Here is a 16,290-nt window from a genome sequence, read left to right as displayed (position 1 = left end):
AGCACGGCTCTCCGTCTCAGCCATGCCCCTCAGCGGCACGATTTTTTTCATATCGCTTCATGCCCGGAAATTCGGGCAACCAGGCCTCACGTCGGATGGTCCAACTTTCATAAGTGGGCGTCAACTGATCAGGCGCATCAAGGCTGCCAAGATGCACTTCGATTTCATCGCCGCTTTGAGCAAACACAGGCGATCCACAATTCGGGCAAAAGAAACGACCAGCGTAGCTGCTTGGGTCTCCGCCGATTTCAACCGCATCCTGTGAAAAAACGGCCGCCGCATAAAACAACGCGCCATGATGCTTGCGGCAATCCAGACAATGGCACAACCCGACCCTAAGTGGACGACCCGACGCCGCGAAACGCACTCTTCCACATCGGCATCCGCCCGTTAATAGATCCATGGGTGCCCTTCCTGGTTGCTACACTGACGTCTCAGGCCATCATAGCATCGATGGCACGACCTGATCTGGTGGACGATGCCCGTCCTCGAAGGTTTTGATATTGATGATCACTTTCTCGCCCATTTCAATCCGCCCCTCCAAAGTGGCCGATCCCATATGCGGGAGCAGAACCACATTCGGCAGCTGCCGCAAACGCGGATTTACACTGGTGCCATGCTCGTAAACGTCCAATCCTGCCCCGGCGATATCGCCCGACCGTATCAGCCGGGTCAGAGCATTTTCGTCCACCACCTCGCCGCGAGACGTATTCACGATGACTGCCGAAGGCTTCATCAACTTCAGACGGCGCGCGTTCATCAGGTGAAAGCTGGAAGGTGTAGACGGACAATTGACCGAGATCACATCCATCCGCGCCACCATCTGGTCCAGGCTTTCCCAATAGGTCGCCTCCAACTCCTGCTCGATCTCAGGGCGCAACCTGCGGCGGTTGTGATAGTGTACCTGCATCCCAAACGCGCTGGCGCGGCGGGCAACGGCCTGACCGATCCGCCCCATACCTAGAATGCCCAATCGGCGCCCGCCAATCCGTCCGCCCAGCAAGGCAGTCGGGGCCCAGCCTGTCCAATCGCCTTGCTGCATGACGCCCAGACCTTCGGGGATACGACGCGTGACCGCCAGAATCAGGGCCATTGCCATGTCGGCGGTGTCGTCGGTCAGAACGCCGGGCGTATTCGACACCAAAATTCCGCGCTGCCGGGCTGTGGCAACGTCGATATTATCGACACCTGCCCCATAATTAGCGATCAGGCGCAGGTTTTCACCGGCCTGCCCCAACAGGCCACCATCAATCGTATCGGTGACGGTTGGCACCAGCACATCGGCCTCTTTGACTGCAGCCACCAGTTCGTCACGGGTCATAGGGGTATCATCATCGCGCAAGCGAACATCGAAAAGCTCGCTTAGTCGGGTTTCAACCGCCTCTGGCAACCGTCGCGTAACGACAACACTCAGACGTTCTCTTGTCACCTCAGCTCTCCCACTTCTTTGCAAACGCGCGCGCGCCATGGCATCGTGGCGCAGGATAAGGCGGGGCACAAGAACCCCAAGGGCATTGAGTCGACCTTTTTTCGAAAGCAGATAAACAGGCACAAGAGCAGACAATCAGTGAGTAGTCCTCTACCGGTGAAACGCCTTTGTTTGGCGATCCTATCCGCATTTCTTTTTGCGTTCAGCCCTATTGCGGCCGATGCGCAGGACAAACGTGGCCAGGTGACCAATCTACCATTGCCCCGCTATGTCTCGATGAAAGCGGCCGAAGGCAATGTGCGCCGCGGACCATCGTTAACCCATCGAATCGACTGGGTGTTCAAGCGGCGGGGCATGCCGTTGCAGATCACGGCTGAATACGGAAACTGGCGTAAGGTTCAGGATCGTGACGGCGCGGGGGGTTGGGTGCACTACGCCTTGCTTTCAGGTGTGCGTACCGTGCTGATCGAATCCGAGATGCTGCCCGTTTACGCACGGCCCGATGCCACCTCTCCGATCAATGCGCATTTCGAAACCGGGGTCGTGGCAAGACTGGGGACGTGCTCGCTTGACTGGTGTCGGATTTCAGCCGGGGGCTATCGCGGCTGGTCCTTAAAAGCAAACCTCTGGGGCGTCGATCCCTCAGAAATCCGCGAGTAAGCGAGCGGCGCTGTCTGGCAGCGCGGCCCAACATTTACGTCTGTTCAGTACCGCGCGCACCTAATTCCTTGTCCAGAAGCAACAAATTCCAGCGATCCCCGTTAGCCGCTTTGGTTTTGTCGAGAATCTGACTGAACAGATCTTCTTCTTCAGTCTGCTCTGCCAGGAACCAGTTCAGCATGTTCTGAGTGCTGTATTCCTTGACCTCATGCGCCAGCTCAAACAACGCATTGATCTGACCGGTCACAGTTTCCTCGTTGGCCAGCGCATGCTCCAGCACCTCAACCGGCGAATCGTAATCCACCTTTGGCTTTGCGATCCCGTCCACTTCGATTCGCGCCCCACGCTTTGCCATAAAATCGAAGATGCGCATCGCGTGCGTCCCTTCCTCGGCCGAGTGTTCGCGAAACCACTGTGCAAAGCCAGGCAAATCCTGCGCTTCGAAAAAGGCTGCCATTGCCAGATAAGTGTAGGATGCATGAAGCTCGTTGTTGATCTGTTGGTTCAACGCTTCCGCAACGTTCGGATTCAGTTTCATCCTTGGCTCCTGTGTCACACATTTCGTTGTAACAACAGCTAGACCCCCGTGGTTGACCTCGCAATGGCATTTTTTGGGTAATTCTCAATAATTACATCACATTATGATCGAATTCCTGCGACCGAGAAGCACTTGCAATCAAGAGCAGCGTGCCTGAACCGGCGACACACTCGCAACCTCGGTCACCTGTTGAACTCTGACACCACCGACGCCAAGGCTATGGTCGGAATTGAAGAACACAGGGGTGACCTGAAAGCTTTACCCACACCGCCTTGGGCAAAGCCGCGGACGTGCTACACGTACAAGACCTGCCTCCGATACCCTGCCTTCCCACTGTTGCTCTAAGCAGTAACGCTTACATTCATACAGATCCGCCTCTTACGCCCTGCCCAACGCGCGGTTGCAGTCGATAAAATTCACCACGTATTGGTCGATCCGGCTTTGAGTTGTCCGAACCAAAATGCCCTTCCAACGCAAGACTGCGCCACCGCGCACCAATTTGTACAAGCTGGCAACCGGGGTGGCGCAATGCTGATAAAGACCACCTGAAGGTAGGTCAAAATAATTTTCCGGGTGCTCGAATTTTTTGCCTAAAAGCCCTTGAACCCCGCCCACAACAATCGTAGACAGCCGCTCACCGTTGGGGTGTAGCCAAGTGGTAAGGCAGCAGTTTTTGGTACTGTGTATCGTAGGTTCGAATCCTACCACCCCAGCCATGATTTTCCCTAAAATCACGCACTGAATATATGTTCGCCTATTACCGCGTGTTTTCAGCAGGTTATCATCCGACTGTTCGAGCTGAGACCTGAGTTTATGCGCAACAATGGTAGATTTCGGGCCGCAGCTTCAGTTCGCGATTCCCACGGTACGAGTTTGGTGTCTTGGGGAGAGTTTGTAGGTCAGAGCGCAGCGAACTGCTTGTGCTGATCTGACCAGATCGCCGGGAAGCCCGACTTGATCAGGTAATCCGTGGTCAGCCTGTCAAGCTGTTCGCCCGCGGCGATGGAATCAAGAACTCCTGGTGCCAGCATCGCCAAATCGACAACATCCTAAACACGGCGTTTGGAGGTACCTTCTTCTTCCGCGATTCTGGAAAATGTTTTGTCATCAATGATCATCGCTAACCAGTGGCGCGCCTTGATAATGTTGCGGATAAGTGTTTGATTAATCTCAGGCGGTGCATCGCCAAGATACAGTTTCAGTTCCACCCCTCGCATGTGCTTGGTGATCTTGGATTAATGGTAGCTGGCTGGATGATGATCTTGATCCCATTGCTATCCATTCTGGACCTGACAGACCCCGGTGGGATCAACACTTGCCACCCATCGCTATCATCTAGCTAACGCTTGGCTGGCCAACTCACCAAAAGCTACGTCAAGTTGTCCGGAAAATCGCACCGCTGTGTCCGAAAGCTGCCGCCGCGCTATACTCAGGCTGGTGGCACCCATATGGCACCCAAGTCAAATACGACAAGCACAACCGGCATACTCACGGCAGGCCTTATTCAATTTTATCAGATATTTAAGTGGTGCCCAGGGGCGGAATCGAACCACCGACACGAGGATTTTCAATCCACTGCTCTACCCCTGAGCTACCCGGGCACGGGAACGGCGTTTGCCGTTGGGTGGAGGCGTTCTATGACTTGCACCCCGCAGTGTCCAGAGGCTTTTTGACATTTTTTCAGTGAGGTCGCTGAACCGCGTTGTCGTTCTCGGAAACGTCCGCTTCCATGTCTTCTTCCCGCTGCGACGGGACTGCATAAGAACCGTTCAGCCACTTGGCCAGATCAATGTCTGCGCAGCGTTTTGAGCAGAACGGGCGGAACTTGATGACAGTGTCTTCATCACAGATCGGACAGCTCATTTCAGCACCTCGCTCAGTGGAAGGCGACCGCGTTTTCGTTGCAACTCAAAGTGTCCCAATGGGGTCCAACCAACCAACGCTGTCTCGACCGGGTCCGCTTTGAACGCTGCCCGCAAGGCTTGTTCGAACCCACGTCGATCCTTCTTTGGCATTGGGGCCAGATCCAGAGTAATTTGACCACCTAAGCCCCGCACTCGCAATGCCCGGGCGAGCTGTTTGGCGCAGGCAATATTGGCCTTGGTTCCGGCCGCAAGAGAGCTGTCGGGGCCGGTGTTCACATCGATTGCAACCAATGCTCGGGTGGTTTCGACATACATATGCCCTCCCCCCGCCAGAGGCTCAGCAATGCCGCGCGCCACGTCCAGCGCATCCAGTACGCCGTGCATTTCGAACCCGCCAGCCTCGGTGACGATATCTGCAGGATCGGTCCAGTCTCGCCAGGCCAGGATATGTGGATTGTCACCCTCTCCGAGGGTCTCGGCCTCGGTTCCCGGGTCGTTCAAGACTTGCTCCGCCTGTGCCAGCATTGCGTTGATGTCTTCAGCAATTTCATCTGCGTCCGCGCCAAGACAGCACGAACGCAGGATCAGCCCGTAGGGACATTCGCCCATCTGCTCATGTGCTATTTCCAGCAGACGGTCCCGTTCGTCCTCGTCACGGATGCTGCGTGAGATATTCAGACCAGGCGCATCCGGTGTCACAATCGCATATCGGCCTTTGAACAAAACTCGATCGGTTACGGGCAAAGCCTTTCCGGGCTCGGCATAGCCGGTCACTTGCACCAACAAAAGCGCCCCGGGCGCGAGCCCTTTGATCTGGCGCAGAAAAGCCGGACCATCCGGTGTTGACAGAAACATGCCGCCCTGCCCTTTTACGGGCCGATCAGCGCGTGCGCGATAGATCGTGCCAGGGGGTGGCGCGTCTCCGGCGATCAGTAAATCATCCAGCTTGCCGTCGACCATCAAAGCTGCGGCTTCGCGGCCCTCGATATGGTCCAGAACGATGGTGCGGCCTTTCATGGCGCCTCTCCGTACAATGGGTAACCAATGGCCTGTAGCAGACCTGCTGTTTCTGACAATGGCAGGCCAACAATGCCAGTAAACGAGCCCGAAATCCACGGAACGAACGCGCCGGCAGGCCCCTGAATTGCGTAGGCTCCGGCCTTGCCGTGCCAGTCGCCTGTCGCAAGGTAGGCGTTTACTTCGGTATCCGACAAGCGTTTGACCTTGACCTGAGAAACCACGTCGCGCTGCAGCAACCTCTCACCGCAGCGGACCGCGACCGATGTAACAACCCGGTGTCGCCGTCCGGACAATGCGTGTAGAAACTCGGCAGCCTGGCCCGCGTTTTCCGGTTTGCCCAGAATGCGACGGCCCAGCGCCACGGTGGTGTCTGCGCACAGGACAATATCACCGGCATCCGCCTGAACTGCCTGCACTTTTTCGCGCGCAATACGACTGCAATAGGGAACCGGCAACTCGCCTTTCAGCGGCGTTTCGTCGATGTCGGGGGGGCAAATGGCATCGGGCTGCACGCCAAGCTGGGCCAGCAGGTCCAGCCGCCTTGGGCTGCCCGATCCTAAGATAAACGCCATTGTGGCAGGCGTTACTTGAAGCGGTAGTTGATCCGACCCTTGGTCAGATCATAGGGGGTCATTTCGACCTGAACTTTGTCGCCAGCCAGAACACGGATGCGGTTTTTGCGCATCTTGCCTGCCGTATGTGCGATGATCTCATGGCCGTTTTCCAGCTCGACCCGAAACGTCGCATTAGGCAGGAGTTCCTTCACGACACCGGGAAATTCGAGCGTATCTTCCTTGGCCATGTTGTCTCCATAATTACGTTGCACCCGCAGAATCTGCGGGGATGTGCGCCTAAATGAGCCTATTCCGGCCTTATTTCAAGGGCGGAATCACCTAAAGGGCAGATATTGTGACTGAATCGACTCGGGGCTCCTGTTCCACCCAATGGCTTCGGTTCAGGACGTGGCCGTCAGCGCGGACATTGGCGATCACCGAGGGATCAACCTGCGCATAGGTCCAGCCGGGTTGGTTCAAAACGCCTTCGGACAAAACACCCGTTGGGGGGAACCCAACATCTGGCGGCCCGAAGACACCGCCCGTTCCGGTGTTCATGTCCACCGCTTCGGACCACTCATTCGCTCCGACAAGGGATGCCATGACCGTAACACATTGATTTTCCAGCGCGCGCGACATTGCGCCAATGCGCACCCGCCAATAGCCAGACAGCGCCTCGGTACACGACGGCATCAGGATCAGATCCGCCTCACGGAGCGCACGGCCCAGCAGAGGAAACTCGCTGTCATAACAGATCAGCACGCCGATTTTGCCCAACGCCGTGTCAAACAGTTTCAGCGGGCCACCGGGGGCGATGTCCCATGACTCGCGCTCGAACCGGGTCATGATTTGCTTGTCTTGATGATCATGCCGACCGTCGGGCGCATAAAACTCGGCCCGGTTCACCGGGCGGCCGGAACCCACCAGAACTGGGGCTGACGCACCCAAAATGTACGTTTTGTACTGTTTCGCGAGGCGCACATGTACGTTTCGTACATCTTCCATCCGGTCAGAAACCGCGCGGATCGAACGCTCCAGATCACCGGCGACCTTGGCCCCGTCCAGCGTCGAAAGTTCCATGGCCCCGTATTCGGGGAACACCAGAAGATCAGCGCCCTGCCCTGCGGCCTCGGCCACCCACGCCTCCAACTTGTCCTCGTACTGTGCCCAGCTGTCGAGCCAGTCGAGATTGTATGCAGCAGTTGCGACTTTCATGGGGCATTCCTTGCAGGTCAAACTCGGGCAAAATTTAAGTGTGAGTTCGCGGGCTGTATAGCCCAATCCTGCAGCCTTGGGTTTTGAACGGCTAGTTCCGTTTTGAGCCCTTATCGACCATCGGTGGTCTTGTGGATTTGGAACGCTTATACTTTGGGCGACCTCAGGCGCCAATCACGGCTCAAGCAGTTTGAGTATTGAAGGTGCGGGATAAGGAGTTCTGCCATGGCCGAGACATTTGCTCAAAAGCTTGAAAAAACAAACCTTGGTCAATGGTTGAAACGCTTTGAAGGGTTCATGGTTTTTGTTGGTGTCGTGGGTCCCTTCGCGACGCTCCCCCAACTTGTAAAACTTTACTTCACGCATTCACAACACGCTTCCGGCCAGTCTTTGATTACATGGTCGTTGTACGCGGCCCTGTCCTTGCTCTGGTTCATCTATGGTTTGGTGGTAGGTAAGTTGCCAATCTACGTTGGGAACGGCCTTTCAATGGCACTCAACATCTTAATGGTCGTTGGCATTCTAATTCACAGTGGGATCACATTCTGATCCAAACTTGGGAACCCGAGCGTTGACTGCCAGATGACCGCTCCGAGCCCAAACCTACTTAAAAAGTTATTGTAACTGGGATCGCAAAACCACGATTTGGTCATTGCGAAGCGCTCTCCGGCCACGAGATGCACTGTTCTTTAGATAGTTTGAACACCTGAAAATCATCGTTCTTGTAAACATAAATTCCGTAGTCAGCAGGTTCATTGAAAGCCACGCTGACGTCAGGGTCGTCAAACATAGCGACTTTAATACGATACCCGCTCAGGTCATCCGGCAATTCAACCAGTTGCTTCAGTTTGCCAAGCGCTGGAGAAGGATCAGCAAAGAACGCATTGCAGGCCTCCATGAATGGAAGTTTGCCGCTGGTAGCAGAGTCTATGGCGCGAAAATGCAGTGTAATCCCGTGTTCCCCTGACTCTTCGACACCGTAGAGAACCTTTGTTACTTCCCAGTCTTCAAGTTGCGCCGGGTAAGAGTTGAAGTACAGTTCTCCATCAGGCTTCATCTGGCAGACTTCTCGCCTTACCTGTATTGGAATAGCCTGAGAAAAGGCAGGGCTGCGGTTATCGCCCGGCAAAAAGCTGCGTATATTCAACTCCACCCGATAGACATCCTCCTGACTTACCTCAGAGGGTGCATTCGGCAAGTTAACAATAACTTCGTCGCAAAGCGCTCTCAATGCCTCAGTGAATAGCAACGGTCCATTACGTAGCTCCACTAATGTGGCCAACGTCCTGACCCGCCAATGGTCTTTGTATTCTACCCAAGAAATGTCTTGAGCAACCCATTTCCCTCCAGCAGCGAACAGCTCGTGCTGTGCCTCAGGTTGTTCACTTTCGCTCGAACCTGCCGACCAGAAAAACGTAAGAGTAAGTACAAACAAAACAATTGCACTTTGAAGAAGTTGTTTAATCACGACTTTCCTTTCTGGAAGCAATCTGCACTCTGAGCACTTACGGCGAGAGTGGCGCGCTTAACAAGGTTCATCCATGCTCGACAACTCACAGGCTCAACCGAATGGCAGCAATGTCCGCATGGCAGACAAAAGTCACTTACAAATCCCGTATCCAAAACCGCAACGGCTTCAGACTCTCCCCCTCGTCCCCAATATCCTTCCACGAAAACTGCGCGATGACATCCGGTAGCGGCTCATACCCCCGCGCCTTCCAGAAAGCATCCAGCGGGCGATATTCGTCGGGCCGCATCGGATGGTCCGTCGGGCGTTGGACGCTGCAGAAGGCGCATTTGGTGAAGCCGAGGTTTCGGGCATGAGCCTCGCGCAGATCAAAGAACTGGTGACCCACACCTTGCCCGCGATAGTCCGACAACAGCACAGATTCCGCGCAATAGAAGATGTCGCCGAGGTTCAAACCTGACCCATCGAACGCCGCTGCGAAATCTTCGGCGTGATCTGCCAGAGGCGCACCAGTGGATGCACCAACCAAGCGGCCTCCGTCAAAGGCACCGACCACGATCGCCTGTTCGCTGTCGCGGTAGGATTGCAAGTACTTACGCTCGTAATCCAGGTCGCCGTCATACAGGTACGGCCAGACGCGAAACACTTCGATCCGCAGCCGCGCGACATCGTCCAAGGCATCGGAACGCGCCGCCCCCGTCAATGCACGCACCCGAGAGATCTTAGCCATTCGAGACCTGCCTGGCCCAATCCGCCAGATTGTAGAATGTAGTGACGCGGCTGATTTTGCCGTCCTTCAGATCAAAGAAGGATCCGGCAGGCAGGCGATAGGTCTGGCCGTGGGCGTCCGGCAACCCTTCGTCGGTTTCCAGATAGGTGCCGTTCACGATGAACTCGGCAGCGGCACGTGTGCCGCCCTCGGCCTGGAAGATCACGATGTCAGTCAGGTTTTCACGATAGCAGCGGTTCATATGGGCGCAGAACGCGGCAAATTTCTCTTTGCCGGTGCGGATTTGCCCTTCGTTGACGTGATGGGCAATATCGTCCGACAGGCAGGCCAGCATGCCGTCCACATCACCGGCGTTGAAGGCATCGAAATAGGTTTTGACGGTCTGGTTCATGGTCACTCCGTAGGCTCGCCCCAGCTGTCCTTGAGATGCTGGATGATCTGATCGCGGGTTTGTCGGTAGTGGTGTAACTTTTGTTCGCGGGTTTCGCCCATCCCGGTAGGGTCCATTATTGGCCAATAATCGACATCCAGATGGAAAACCCGGGTAAATTCCAGCGCTTTGCGCTGACTGGCCGGGGACAGTGCAACAATCAGGTCAAAGGAACTGAGGTCGTCGCCCCATTCCTGCATCTCGTCAAACGACCGCGACCGGTGACGGGACAGCTCGACGCCCACCTCCTGACAGGCGGCGATGCTGAAGCCATCGATTTCCAGATCATTGTGCACACCAGCAGATTGCACATAGGTGCCGGTGCCATAGAATTTCTTCATCAGCCCTTCGGCCATAGGGGACCGAACCGCGTTGTGGTCACAACAAAACAGGACCGACTGCGGCAGCGACTTCACGCGTCAGCCCCCGAAATGCAGCACGCAGATCAGCGTGAACAACCGGCGGGCGGTATCGGTGTCAACGTCGGCCTTACCCTCCAACCGCTCTTGCAGCACGCGGCTACCTTCGTTGTGAATTCCGCGCCGTGCCATATCGATGGTTTCGATCTGACTGGGCGGCAGCGATTTCACCGCGCTGAAATAGCTTTCGCAAATCTGAAAGTAATCTTTGACCACCTGCCGAAACGGCCCGAGCGACAAGTGAAACTCGGCGGCCTTTTCGCTGTCCTCGGTGGCGACATCGAACACCAGCCGTTTGTCACGGATCGACAGCTGGACATGATACGGACCGTCGGGCACCACGCGGTCGTCGCGCGTGGGCAGCGCAAAGCTGTTGTCCTCAAGCAGGTCATAGATGGCGACCTTGCGCTCCTGCTCGATCTCGGGCGTCGGAAGCGGCAGGTTTCGGTCATCCAGTTCAATATGCGAAATGCGGGTCATATGCGTCATAGTCCGTTCAGGTCAGGTCAGACCTATAACAAGCGAAATGAATGGGCAACGTTCAGAAACGGCTCTGTTACGCGGCTCAATCATTCAGCCGGTCCAACCGCGCCAGAACAGATAGCCCGTGCGCCTCAAGGCTTTCGGACTGCGCCAGTCGCGCCGCAGCGGGGCCAATGGCGCGCAGGGCTTGGGGTGTCATCTGGCTGAGCGTGGTACGTTTGAGGAAATCCATCACGCTGAGACCCGAAGAAAACCGGGCCGACCGCGCCGTGGGCAGGACGTGGTTGGGGCCGCCGACGTAATCGCCAATGGCCTCGGGCGTGTACTGGCCCAGGAAAATCGCACCTGCGTGGATGGTTTTGGTGCTGAGACCCACCGGGTCAGTCACGCAAAGCTCCAGATGTTCCGGCGCGATGCGATTGGACAAGGCAGCGGCCTCGTCCAGATCCCGCACGGTGATAACCGCGCCGAAATCGCGCCAGCTGGGGCCGGCGATGGCGCGGCGCTGCAGGGTTTCCAAACGCTTTTCCACCGCCTGTGCCACCGTTTGCCCAAACGCCGCATCATCCGTGATCAGAATGGATTGCGCGCTTTCGTCGTGTTCAGCCTGACTGAGCAGATCCAAAGCGATCCAATCGGGGTCGTTGTCTTTGTCGGCAATCACCAGAATCTCGGAGGGACCCGCGATCATGTCGATGCCAACCTTGCCAAAGACGCGTCGCTTGGCCGCTGCGACGAACGCGTTGCCTGGCCCGGTAATCTTGTCCACCGGTGCGATGGTTTCCGTGCCATAGGCCAACGCAGCAATCGCCTGCGCCCCGCCAATGCGATAAATCTCATCTACACCTGACAGTTGCGCTGCCATCAGGACCAACGGATTCACCTGCCCGTCGGGCGTTGGCACGGCGATGGCTAACCGCTTGACCCCAGCCACCTTGGCCGGAATGGCGTTCATCAGGACAGATGACGGATAAGACGCCAATCCGCCCGGCACATAAAGCCCCGCAGCCGACACAGCAGACCAGCGCCAGCCCAGGGTTGCCCCGACCTCATCCGTCCATTCGTGATCTGCGGGCATCTGTTTCTCGTGATAGGCGCGGATACGGTCTGCGGCCAGTTCCAACGCGGCACGATCCTGCTGGGACACCTGAGCTGCCGCCTCGGCGATTTCCGCGGCGCTGAAAGCCAGCGTTCCCGGCGCCAGCTGCAACCGGTCGAATTTGGCAGTCAGTTCGATCACTGCCGCATCGCCCCGGCTGCGCACATCTTCGATGATCTGCGCGACGACCGCATCCACGTCCGGGCTGTCCTCGCGCTTGGCGCTCAGCAGGGTCTGGAAAGCGGGTTCAAAGTCGGGCGACGTGGTGTCGAGGAAAACGGGCATGGTCAGGTACTCCGGGCGTTTCAACGGGTCATATCGCCGGGCGGGGCTGGCCTCAACCCTCAGTCCGTGGGGTGCAGCGATTTGCGCATCGGGAATTGGGGAATGCCGTTCCATTCTCCGGGCGCGTCAGTTGGCTGCCACCCCTGCCTGATATAGAACGCGCGCGCGGTGCAGGTCGCGTCCAGAGTTGCTGTGGCACAACCTGCCGCGGCCAACTGTTGTTCCAATTTACTGAGCAGCGCCGCGCCAACCCCGCGCCGGGTGTGCGCTGGATCAACATAAAGCAATGTGATCAAACCGGCGCACGACAGCCCACCGACAGCGGCAACCTGCCCTGCATGCTCGGCCAGCCAGATCTGCGATCCGGCTTCGATCCATCCGCGAATGGTTGCCGCATCCTTGTTTGCTGTCCAAAGCGCAATAGACCGCGGATCACCCTGATGATCCGCTCCGCACAGTTCGGTGATCGAGCGGATCAGAACCCGGCTGAGGTCGAAGACATCAAAAACGGTCGCACGGCGAAGGGTTATTCCCTCGGGCGGTTGCGAGAACGCCTGAGAGATACCACGCTTGTTCTGCATCTATTCGGGGTGATGCGGCGCCTGACCCGATGGGGCAAGATAGGGCCGGGTGACATCCTTGAGCGTGGCATCCAGTGCCTCGACCGACAAACGGATCGCTCCGTCGCCTGCCAGCGTCAGCAGGACCTGACCCGCACCATCCTCACCCGGTTCGAAATCAACCGACAGCAGGGACAGGATCACGTCGCCGTCGCCCCGGTCGATGCCCTGACTGGCCACGGACAACACCGAGTTGAACACCAGAACGGATTGAACGCGTTCAAATGACCGTTCCCGGCGCGCGGCTGCATCCTTGTCTTCCCACCGAAACCGGTTCAGCAACAGGCCAAACCGACGCTGAGACGGCCTCCAGGTCATTTCAGTCACTGGAAACACCGCGTCCTGCGCCAGGGTCGAGATGACCTGCAGGTCATCACTGTCCTCGGCCCCCAGATTCAGCGGGGCTTCGCGCCCGTCTTCAAAACTTGCGTCTGTCATAAATCCTTGATCCGTTCAATCTTTGCGCCCACGCCTTCCAGCTTGCGCACCACATGCTCATATCCGCGATCAAGATGATAGACCCGGCTGACTGTTGTTTCGCCCTCGGCCGCCAACCCAGCCAGGATCAGAGAGACCGACGCCCGCAGATCCGTTGCCATCACCGGCGCACCTTTGAGGCGTTCGACTCCGGTGACAGTGGCAGTGCCGCCATGCACTTCGATATTCGCACCCATGCGGACCAGTTCGGGGGCGTGCATAAAGCGGTTCTCAAAGATGCGTTCTTCCAGCACCGAGGTGCCATCGGCCGTGCACATCAACGCCATCATCTGCGCCTGCAGGTCGGTCGGGAAGCCGGGGAAAGGTTCAGTGACCACATCCACCGAATTTACACGCCCATTCTTGCGGGCAACTTTCAGGCCTTTATCCGTCTGCTCAACACTCACCCCGGCGGCGTCCAGCTTGGCCGCAAAGGATTCGACCAGCTTCATGTGACCACCGAGCAATTCGACCTCGCCGCCGCACATGGCCGGGGCCAACATGTAAGTGCCCAGTTCAATCCGGTCGGTGACAACCTGATGGGTCGCGCCATGCAAACGATCAACGCCCTGAATCTCGATGGTCGACGTGCCCTCGCCCGAGATCTGCGCGCCCATCTTGCGCAGGCATTCGACCAGATCGACGATCTCGGGTTCGCGCGCGGCGTTTTTCAACACTGTGGTGCCCTTGGCCAACGTCGCCGCCATGACAATGTTTTCTGTCGCGCCGACCGAGGCAAAGCGCATTTCGTGCACAGCGCCCTTCAGTCCACCCGTGGTTTTGGCGTGCAGATAGCCGTCTTTCAGCTCGATCTCGGCGCCCAGCGCCTCGAGCCCTTCGACATGCAAATCCATCGGACGGGCTCCGATCGCGCAGCCGCCCGGCAGTGAAACGACAGCTTGCCCGAACCGCGCCAGCAACGGCCCCAACACCAGATTGGAGGCGCGCATCTTGCGCACGATTTCGTAGTCGGCCGTATGGCTGGTCAGGTCATGACTGGACATCGCCAGCACCTGCCCATCCTGCAGCGACGACACCTCGGCGCCCAGCGATTGCAGTAGCGCCGTCATGGTCTTGATGTCGCTCAGCCGCGGTGCGTTGGTCAGCGTCAGCGGTTCTTCGCTCAGCAAGGTTGCGGGCATGAGCGTCAGACACGCATTCTTGGCCCCCGCAATCGGTATTTGACCGTTCAGCGGGCCGTTGCCCGTTACCAGAATCGAATCCATCTGCTCTTATCCCTCGTCCTTGCCAGCATTGTCGTCCCGGGTCGCCCGCGCCTTGGCCTGCGCCTTGCGCCGCGCCATATTCGCCTTGAGCGCGGCCTTGAGCCGATCATCGCGCGTGGTCCCGGATTTGCCGTGTTTTTTAGGTGAATTTTTGTCTGCCATTGTCTTTCTCTACAGCAGAGGAAAAAAACCGTCCAGATGCCCTTGCGCCGCGTTTCGTTTGAGTCTAATCACCCGCCCACAGCGCTGCTGTAGCTCAGAGGTAGAGCACTCCCTTGGTAAGGGAGAGGTCGAGAGTTCGATTCTCTCCAGCAGCACCACTTGTATTCCCAGCCCCTGAAGACAACCCTAATACCTTGAGCAATAAGGCGGGTTTTGTCTTTTTTCGAGCATGCTGATCTTCTCCCCATACGCCTAAATCACCGCGTCATTGGGCCCATTCATGATCCGATCCAGCAGGGAGTCGATTTGACGTCCGCATCCGCGATCCGATGCCGGATGACTTGGGCCGCAAGGTTGGGCATCGAGTCTTTCTAACAGCAGATGCATCTCCGTCCTGAAATCCGTCAAAAGTTAATACTTGTGGCAGCAATAAACCTATATCTGACATGTTCTCGCAATAGTTATGCCAATATTAATATATATCAGCATGTCATCCTGCCGAACTGTTTACTAGTCCAGTTTTTAACGAGGGGGTATCTCGGCAGGTAAAGGGGGTGAGCGTTTGGCGGCTTGCAGTGCAAACGGCGTTGGACGCTCCCCCGCCTTGATACCCGAGTTTATCCGACGTGGTTCGGTCCCAAAATGCCCTGACCATCAATCGATCTTGTTTCTCTGCGCGTGAGGCGTGACACCAAAGCTCGACCGGTAGACACGTGAGAAATGGCCCGGGTTTTCAAAGCCGCACGCTACAGCAATCTCGGTGACCGAAGCTTCGGTCTGCAGCAAGAGCTTCTGCGCCCGCTCCAACCGCATTTCCATGAAGTATTTTTTTGGTGAGGTGTTCAGATATTTTCCGAACAGTCGCTCCAACTGCCGGGCGGAGATCCCCAATTCATCAGCGATGTGAGACGGCGAGACCGGCGTTTCGATACTGTCCTGCATGATGTTGATCGCCTTGGCCAGATGCGCATTCCGCATACCATTGCGCGATTGCAACGACACACGCTGGTTGGCGGTGGCGTTGCGAACCGCGTTGTAGACCATCTGATCCGCGACATCGATGGCCAGGTCTTCGCCATGATCGCGTTCGATCAGGTGCAACATCAGATCAGCCGTCGCGGTCCCGCCGGACGCGGTGATGTGCTTTTCATCAGCGACAAATACACTGCGGACCAAATTGACCTCCGGAAAGGCCTCCATGAAGGCATCGTGATATTCCCAGTGAATCGCAGCCTGCATTCCGTCCAGAAAACCAGCCTCGGCCAGCAACCAGGCACCTGAACACAAAGCGCCGATTGGTGTACCCCGCGCACGCTCACGTCGCAAAGCGGCCAACAGCGGACGGGTGACGTAGCTGCGCATGTGAATGCCCGAGAGGACAAAAATCTGGTCACTTTTGGACAGCTCATCAAGACCCGCGTGAACCAATGTGATCGAGCCGTTGGAACAAACCGCCTGTTCGCCCTGCTCTGAGACAAAGGACCATTTATACAGGTCTTCACCACTGACAAGGTTTGCAATCCGCAGCGGTTCAACCGCGCAGGAGAAGGCGAGATGCGAAAACTCCTCGATCAGGACAAAGGTGATGTGCCGGGTTTGGCGCATAAGCA

At 57.0% G+C, this 16,290-nt stretch carries 23 protein-coding genes and 3 tRNA genes; 4 read left to right on the top strand and 22 right to left on the bottom strand.

What is annotated here, in order from left to right:
• Nucleotides 1–16 precede the first annotated feature (16 nt).
• Together HW561_RS00635 and HW561_RS00630 are read right to left on the bottom strand one after the other, a co-directional pair.
• Nucleotides 17–403, bottom strand: coding sequence for a GFA family protein (locus HW561_RS00635; RefSeq protein WP_176861281.1), 387 nt, complete (start codon nucleotides 401–403; stop codon nucleotides 17–19).
• A 39-nt stretch (nucleotides 404–442) separates the two neighbouring features.
• Nucleotides 443–1,429, bottom strand: a complete 987-nt coding sequence (locus tag HW561_RS00630; RefSeq protein WP_176861279.1) for a 2-hydroxyacid dehydrogenase — start codon at nucleotides 1,427–1,429, stop codon at nucleotides 443–445.
• Between the two features lie 171 nt (nucleotides 1,430–1,600).
• On the opposite strand from HW561_RS00630, the gene HW561_RS00625 reads away from it, so the two are divergent.
• Entirely contained in the window at nucleotides 1,601–2,089 is a 489-nt protein-coding gene (locus HW561_RS00625; RefSeq protein ID WP_211198506.1) for an SH3 domain-containing protein, read from the top strand.
• 34 nt (nucleotides 2,090–2,123) lie between these two features.
• On the opposite strand, the gene HW561_RS00620 is transcribed toward HW561_RS00625, so the two are convergent.
• Nucleotides 2,124–2,627: a ferritin gene (locus HW561_RS00620; RefSeq protein WP_176861277.1), complete on the bottom strand. Its 504-nt coding sequence runs from the start codon at nucleotides 2,625–2,627 to the stop codon at nucleotides 2,124–2,126.
• Between the two features lie 641 nt (nucleotides 2,628–3,268).
• Here HW561_RS00620 and HW561_RS00615 point away from each other — a divergent pair.
• Nucleotides 3,269–3,343, top strand: a tRNA-Gln gene (locus tag HW561_RS00615).
• Nucleotides 3,344–3,526: 183 nt separating this feature from the next.
• Here the strand turns inward: HW561_RS00615 and HW561_RS00610 are convergent.
• From HW561_RS00610 to HW561_RS00575, 8 genes are all read right to left on the bottom strand, one after another.
• Nucleotides 3,527–3,664, bottom strand: coding sequence for a hypothetical protein (locus tag HW561_RS00610; RefSeq protein ID WP_176861275.1), 138 nt, complete (start codon nucleotides 3,662–3,664; stop codon nucleotides 3,527–3,529).
• A 12-nt stretch (nucleotides 3,665–3,676) separates the two neighbouring features.
• Nucleotides 3,677–3,835 (bottom strand): hypothetical protein, encoded by a 159-nt coding sequence (locus HW561_RS00605; RefSeq protein WP_176861274.1) that lies wholly within the window; start codon nucleotides 3,833–3,835, stop codon nucleotides 3,677–3,679.
• Between the two features lie 318 nt (nucleotides 3,836–4,153).
• Nucleotides 4,154–4,228, bottom strand: a tRNA-Phe gene (locus HW561_RS00600).
• Nucleotides 4,229–4,307: 79 nt separating this feature from the next.
• On the bottom strand, nucleotides 4,308–4,490 hold the full coding sequence (locus tag HW561_RS00595) for a DNA gyrase inhibitor YacG (RefSeq protein ID WP_176861272.1): 183 nt from the start codon (nucleotides 4,488–4,490) through the stop codon (nucleotides 4,308–4,310).
• The gene (locus HW561_RS00590) at nucleotides 4,487–5,509 is read right to left on the bottom strand and encodes a ribonuclease E/G (protein ID WP_176861271.1); all 1,023 of its coding nucleotides are present in this window, start codon (nucleotides 5,507–5,509) and stop codon (nucleotides 4,487–4,489) included. The genes HW561_RS00595 and HW561_RS00590 overlap by 4 nt, the downstream gene beginning before the upstream one ends.
• Nucleotides 5,506–6,084, bottom strand: coding sequence for a Maf family protein (locus HW561_RS00585; RefSeq protein WP_176861269.1), 579 nt, complete (start codon nucleotides 6,082–6,084; stop codon nucleotides 5,506–5,508). Before HW561_RS00585 ends, HW561_RS00590 begins: the two co-directional genes overlap by 4 nt.
• Before the next feature lie 11 nt (nucleotides 6,085–6,095).
• Complete coding sequence (gene infA, locus HW561_RS00580; RefSeq protein ID WP_005978431.1) at nucleotides 6,096–6,314, bottom strand: translation initiation factor IF-1; 219 nt, start codon at nucleotides 6,312–6,314, stop codon at nucleotides 6,096–6,098.
• Nucleotides 6,315–6,405: 91 nt separating this feature from the next.
• Complete coding sequence (locus HW561_RS00575; protein WP_176861268.1) at nucleotides 6,406–7,281, bottom strand: carbon-nitrogen hydrolase family protein; 876 nt, start codon at nucleotides 7,279–7,281, stop codon at nucleotides 6,406–6,408.
• A gap of 225 nt (nucleotides 7,282–7,506) precedes the next feature.
• On the opposite strand from HW561_RS00575, the gene HW561_RS00570 reads away from it, so the two are divergent.
• Nucleotides 7,507–7,830 carry a SemiSWEET transporter gene (locus tag HW561_RS00570; protein ID WP_176861266.1) on the top strand — a complete coding sequence of 108 codons (324 nt, stop codon included), beginning with the start codon at nucleotides 7,507–7,509 and terminating at the stop codon, nucleotides 7,828–7,830.
• Between the two features lie 100 nt (nucleotides 7,831–7,930).
• On the opposite strand, the gene HW561_RS00565 is transcribed toward HW561_RS00570, so the two are convergent.
• The 10 genes from HW561_RS00565 to HW561_RS00520 all read right to left on the bottom strand — a co-directional run bounded on the left by HW561_RS00565 (nucleotide 7,931) and on the right by HW561_RS00520 (nucleotide 14,680).
• Nucleotides 7,931–8,749 (bottom strand): hypothetical protein, encoded by an 819-nt coding sequence (locus tag HW561_RS00565; RefSeq protein WP_176861265.1) that lies wholly within the window; start codon nucleotides 8,747–8,749, stop codon nucleotides 7,931–7,933.
• A 136-nt stretch (nucleotides 8,750–8,885) separates the two neighbouring features.
• Nucleotides 8,886–9,479, bottom strand: a complete 594-nt coding sequence (locus HW561_RS00560; protein WP_176861264.1) for a GNAT family N-acetyltransferase — start codon at nucleotides 9,477–9,479, stop codon at nucleotides 8,886–8,888.
• Nucleotides 9,472–9,870, bottom strand: coding sequence for a ketosteroid isomerase-related protein (locus HW561_RS00555; protein ID WP_176861262.1), 399 nt, complete (start codon nucleotides 9,868–9,870; stop codon nucleotides 9,472–9,474). The genes HW561_RS00560 and HW561_RS00555 overlap by 8 nt, the downstream gene beginning before the upstream one ends.
• A gap of 2 nt (nucleotides 9,871–9,872) precedes the next feature.
• Nucleotides 9,873–10,325: an arsenate-mycothiol transferase ArsC gene (locus HW561_RS00550; RefSeq protein WP_176861260.1), complete on the bottom strand. Its 453-nt coding sequence runs from the start codon at nucleotides 10,323–10,325 to the stop codon at nucleotides 9,873–9,875.
• A 3-nt stretch (nucleotides 10,326–10,328) separates the two neighbouring features.
• Entirely contained in the window at nucleotides 10,329–10,808 is a 480-nt protein-coding gene (locus tag HW561_RS00545; RefSeq protein WP_176862216.1) for a UPF0262 family protein, read from the bottom strand.
• Nucleotides 10,809–10,893: 85 nt separating this feature from the next.
• Entirely contained in the window at nucleotides 10,894–12,195 is a 1,302-nt protein-coding gene (hisD, locus tag HW561_RS00540) for a histidinol dehydrogenase (protein WP_176862214.1), read from the bottom strand.
• A gap of 59 nt (nucleotides 12,196–12,254) precedes the next feature.
• Nucleotides 12,255–12,776, bottom strand: a complete 522-nt coding sequence (locus tag HW561_RS00535; RefSeq protein WP_176861258.1) for a GNAT family N-acetyltransferase — start codon at nucleotides 12,774–12,776, stop codon at nucleotides 12,255–12,257.
• Nucleotides 12,777–13,253 carry a DUF2948 family protein gene (locus HW561_RS00530; RefSeq protein ID WP_176861257.1) on the bottom strand — a complete coding sequence of 159 codons (477 nt, stop codon included), beginning with the start codon at nucleotides 13,251–13,253 and terminating at the stop codon, nucleotides 12,777–12,779.
• On the bottom strand, nucleotides 13,250–14,518 hold the full coding sequence (gene murA, locus HW561_RS00525) for a UDP-N-acetylglucosamine 1-carboxyvinyltransferase (protein ID WP_176861256.1): 1,269 nt from the start codon (nucleotides 14,516–14,518) through the stop codon (nucleotides 13,250–13,252). Before murA ends, HW561_RS00530 begins: the two co-directional genes overlap by 4 nt.
• A gap of 6 nt (nucleotides 14,519–14,524) precedes the next feature.
• A complete protein-coding gene (locus HW561_RS00520) occupies nucleotides 14,525–14,680 on the bottom strand; it encodes a hypothetical protein (RefSeq protein ID WP_176861255.1) in 156 nt (51 codons plus the stop codon).
• An 83-nt stretch (nucleotides 14,681–14,763) separates the two neighbouring features.
• Between HW561_RS00520 and HW561_RS00515 the strand changes: the two genes are divergently transcribed.
• A tRNA-Thr gene (locus HW561_RS00515) sits at nucleotides 14,764–14,838 on the top strand.
• Nucleotides 14,839–15,334: 496 nt separating this feature from the next.
• Here the strand turns inward: HW561_RS00515 and HW561_RS00510 are convergent.
• Complete coding sequence (locus HW561_RS00510; RefSeq protein WP_176861253.1) at nucleotides 15,335–16,285, bottom strand: GlxA family transcriptional regulator; 951 nt, start codon at nucleotides 16,283–16,285, stop codon at nucleotides 15,335–15,337.
• Nucleotides 16,286–16,290: the final 5 nt, after the last annotated feature.

The organism is Ruegeria haliotis (assembly GCF_013377785.1).
GTDB classification, from domain to species: Bacteria; Pseudomonadota; Alphaproteobacteria; order Rhodobacterales; family Rhodobacteraceae; genus Ruegeria; species Ruegeria haliotis.
This window is presented reverse-complemented; position numbering and strand designations above follow the sequence as displayed.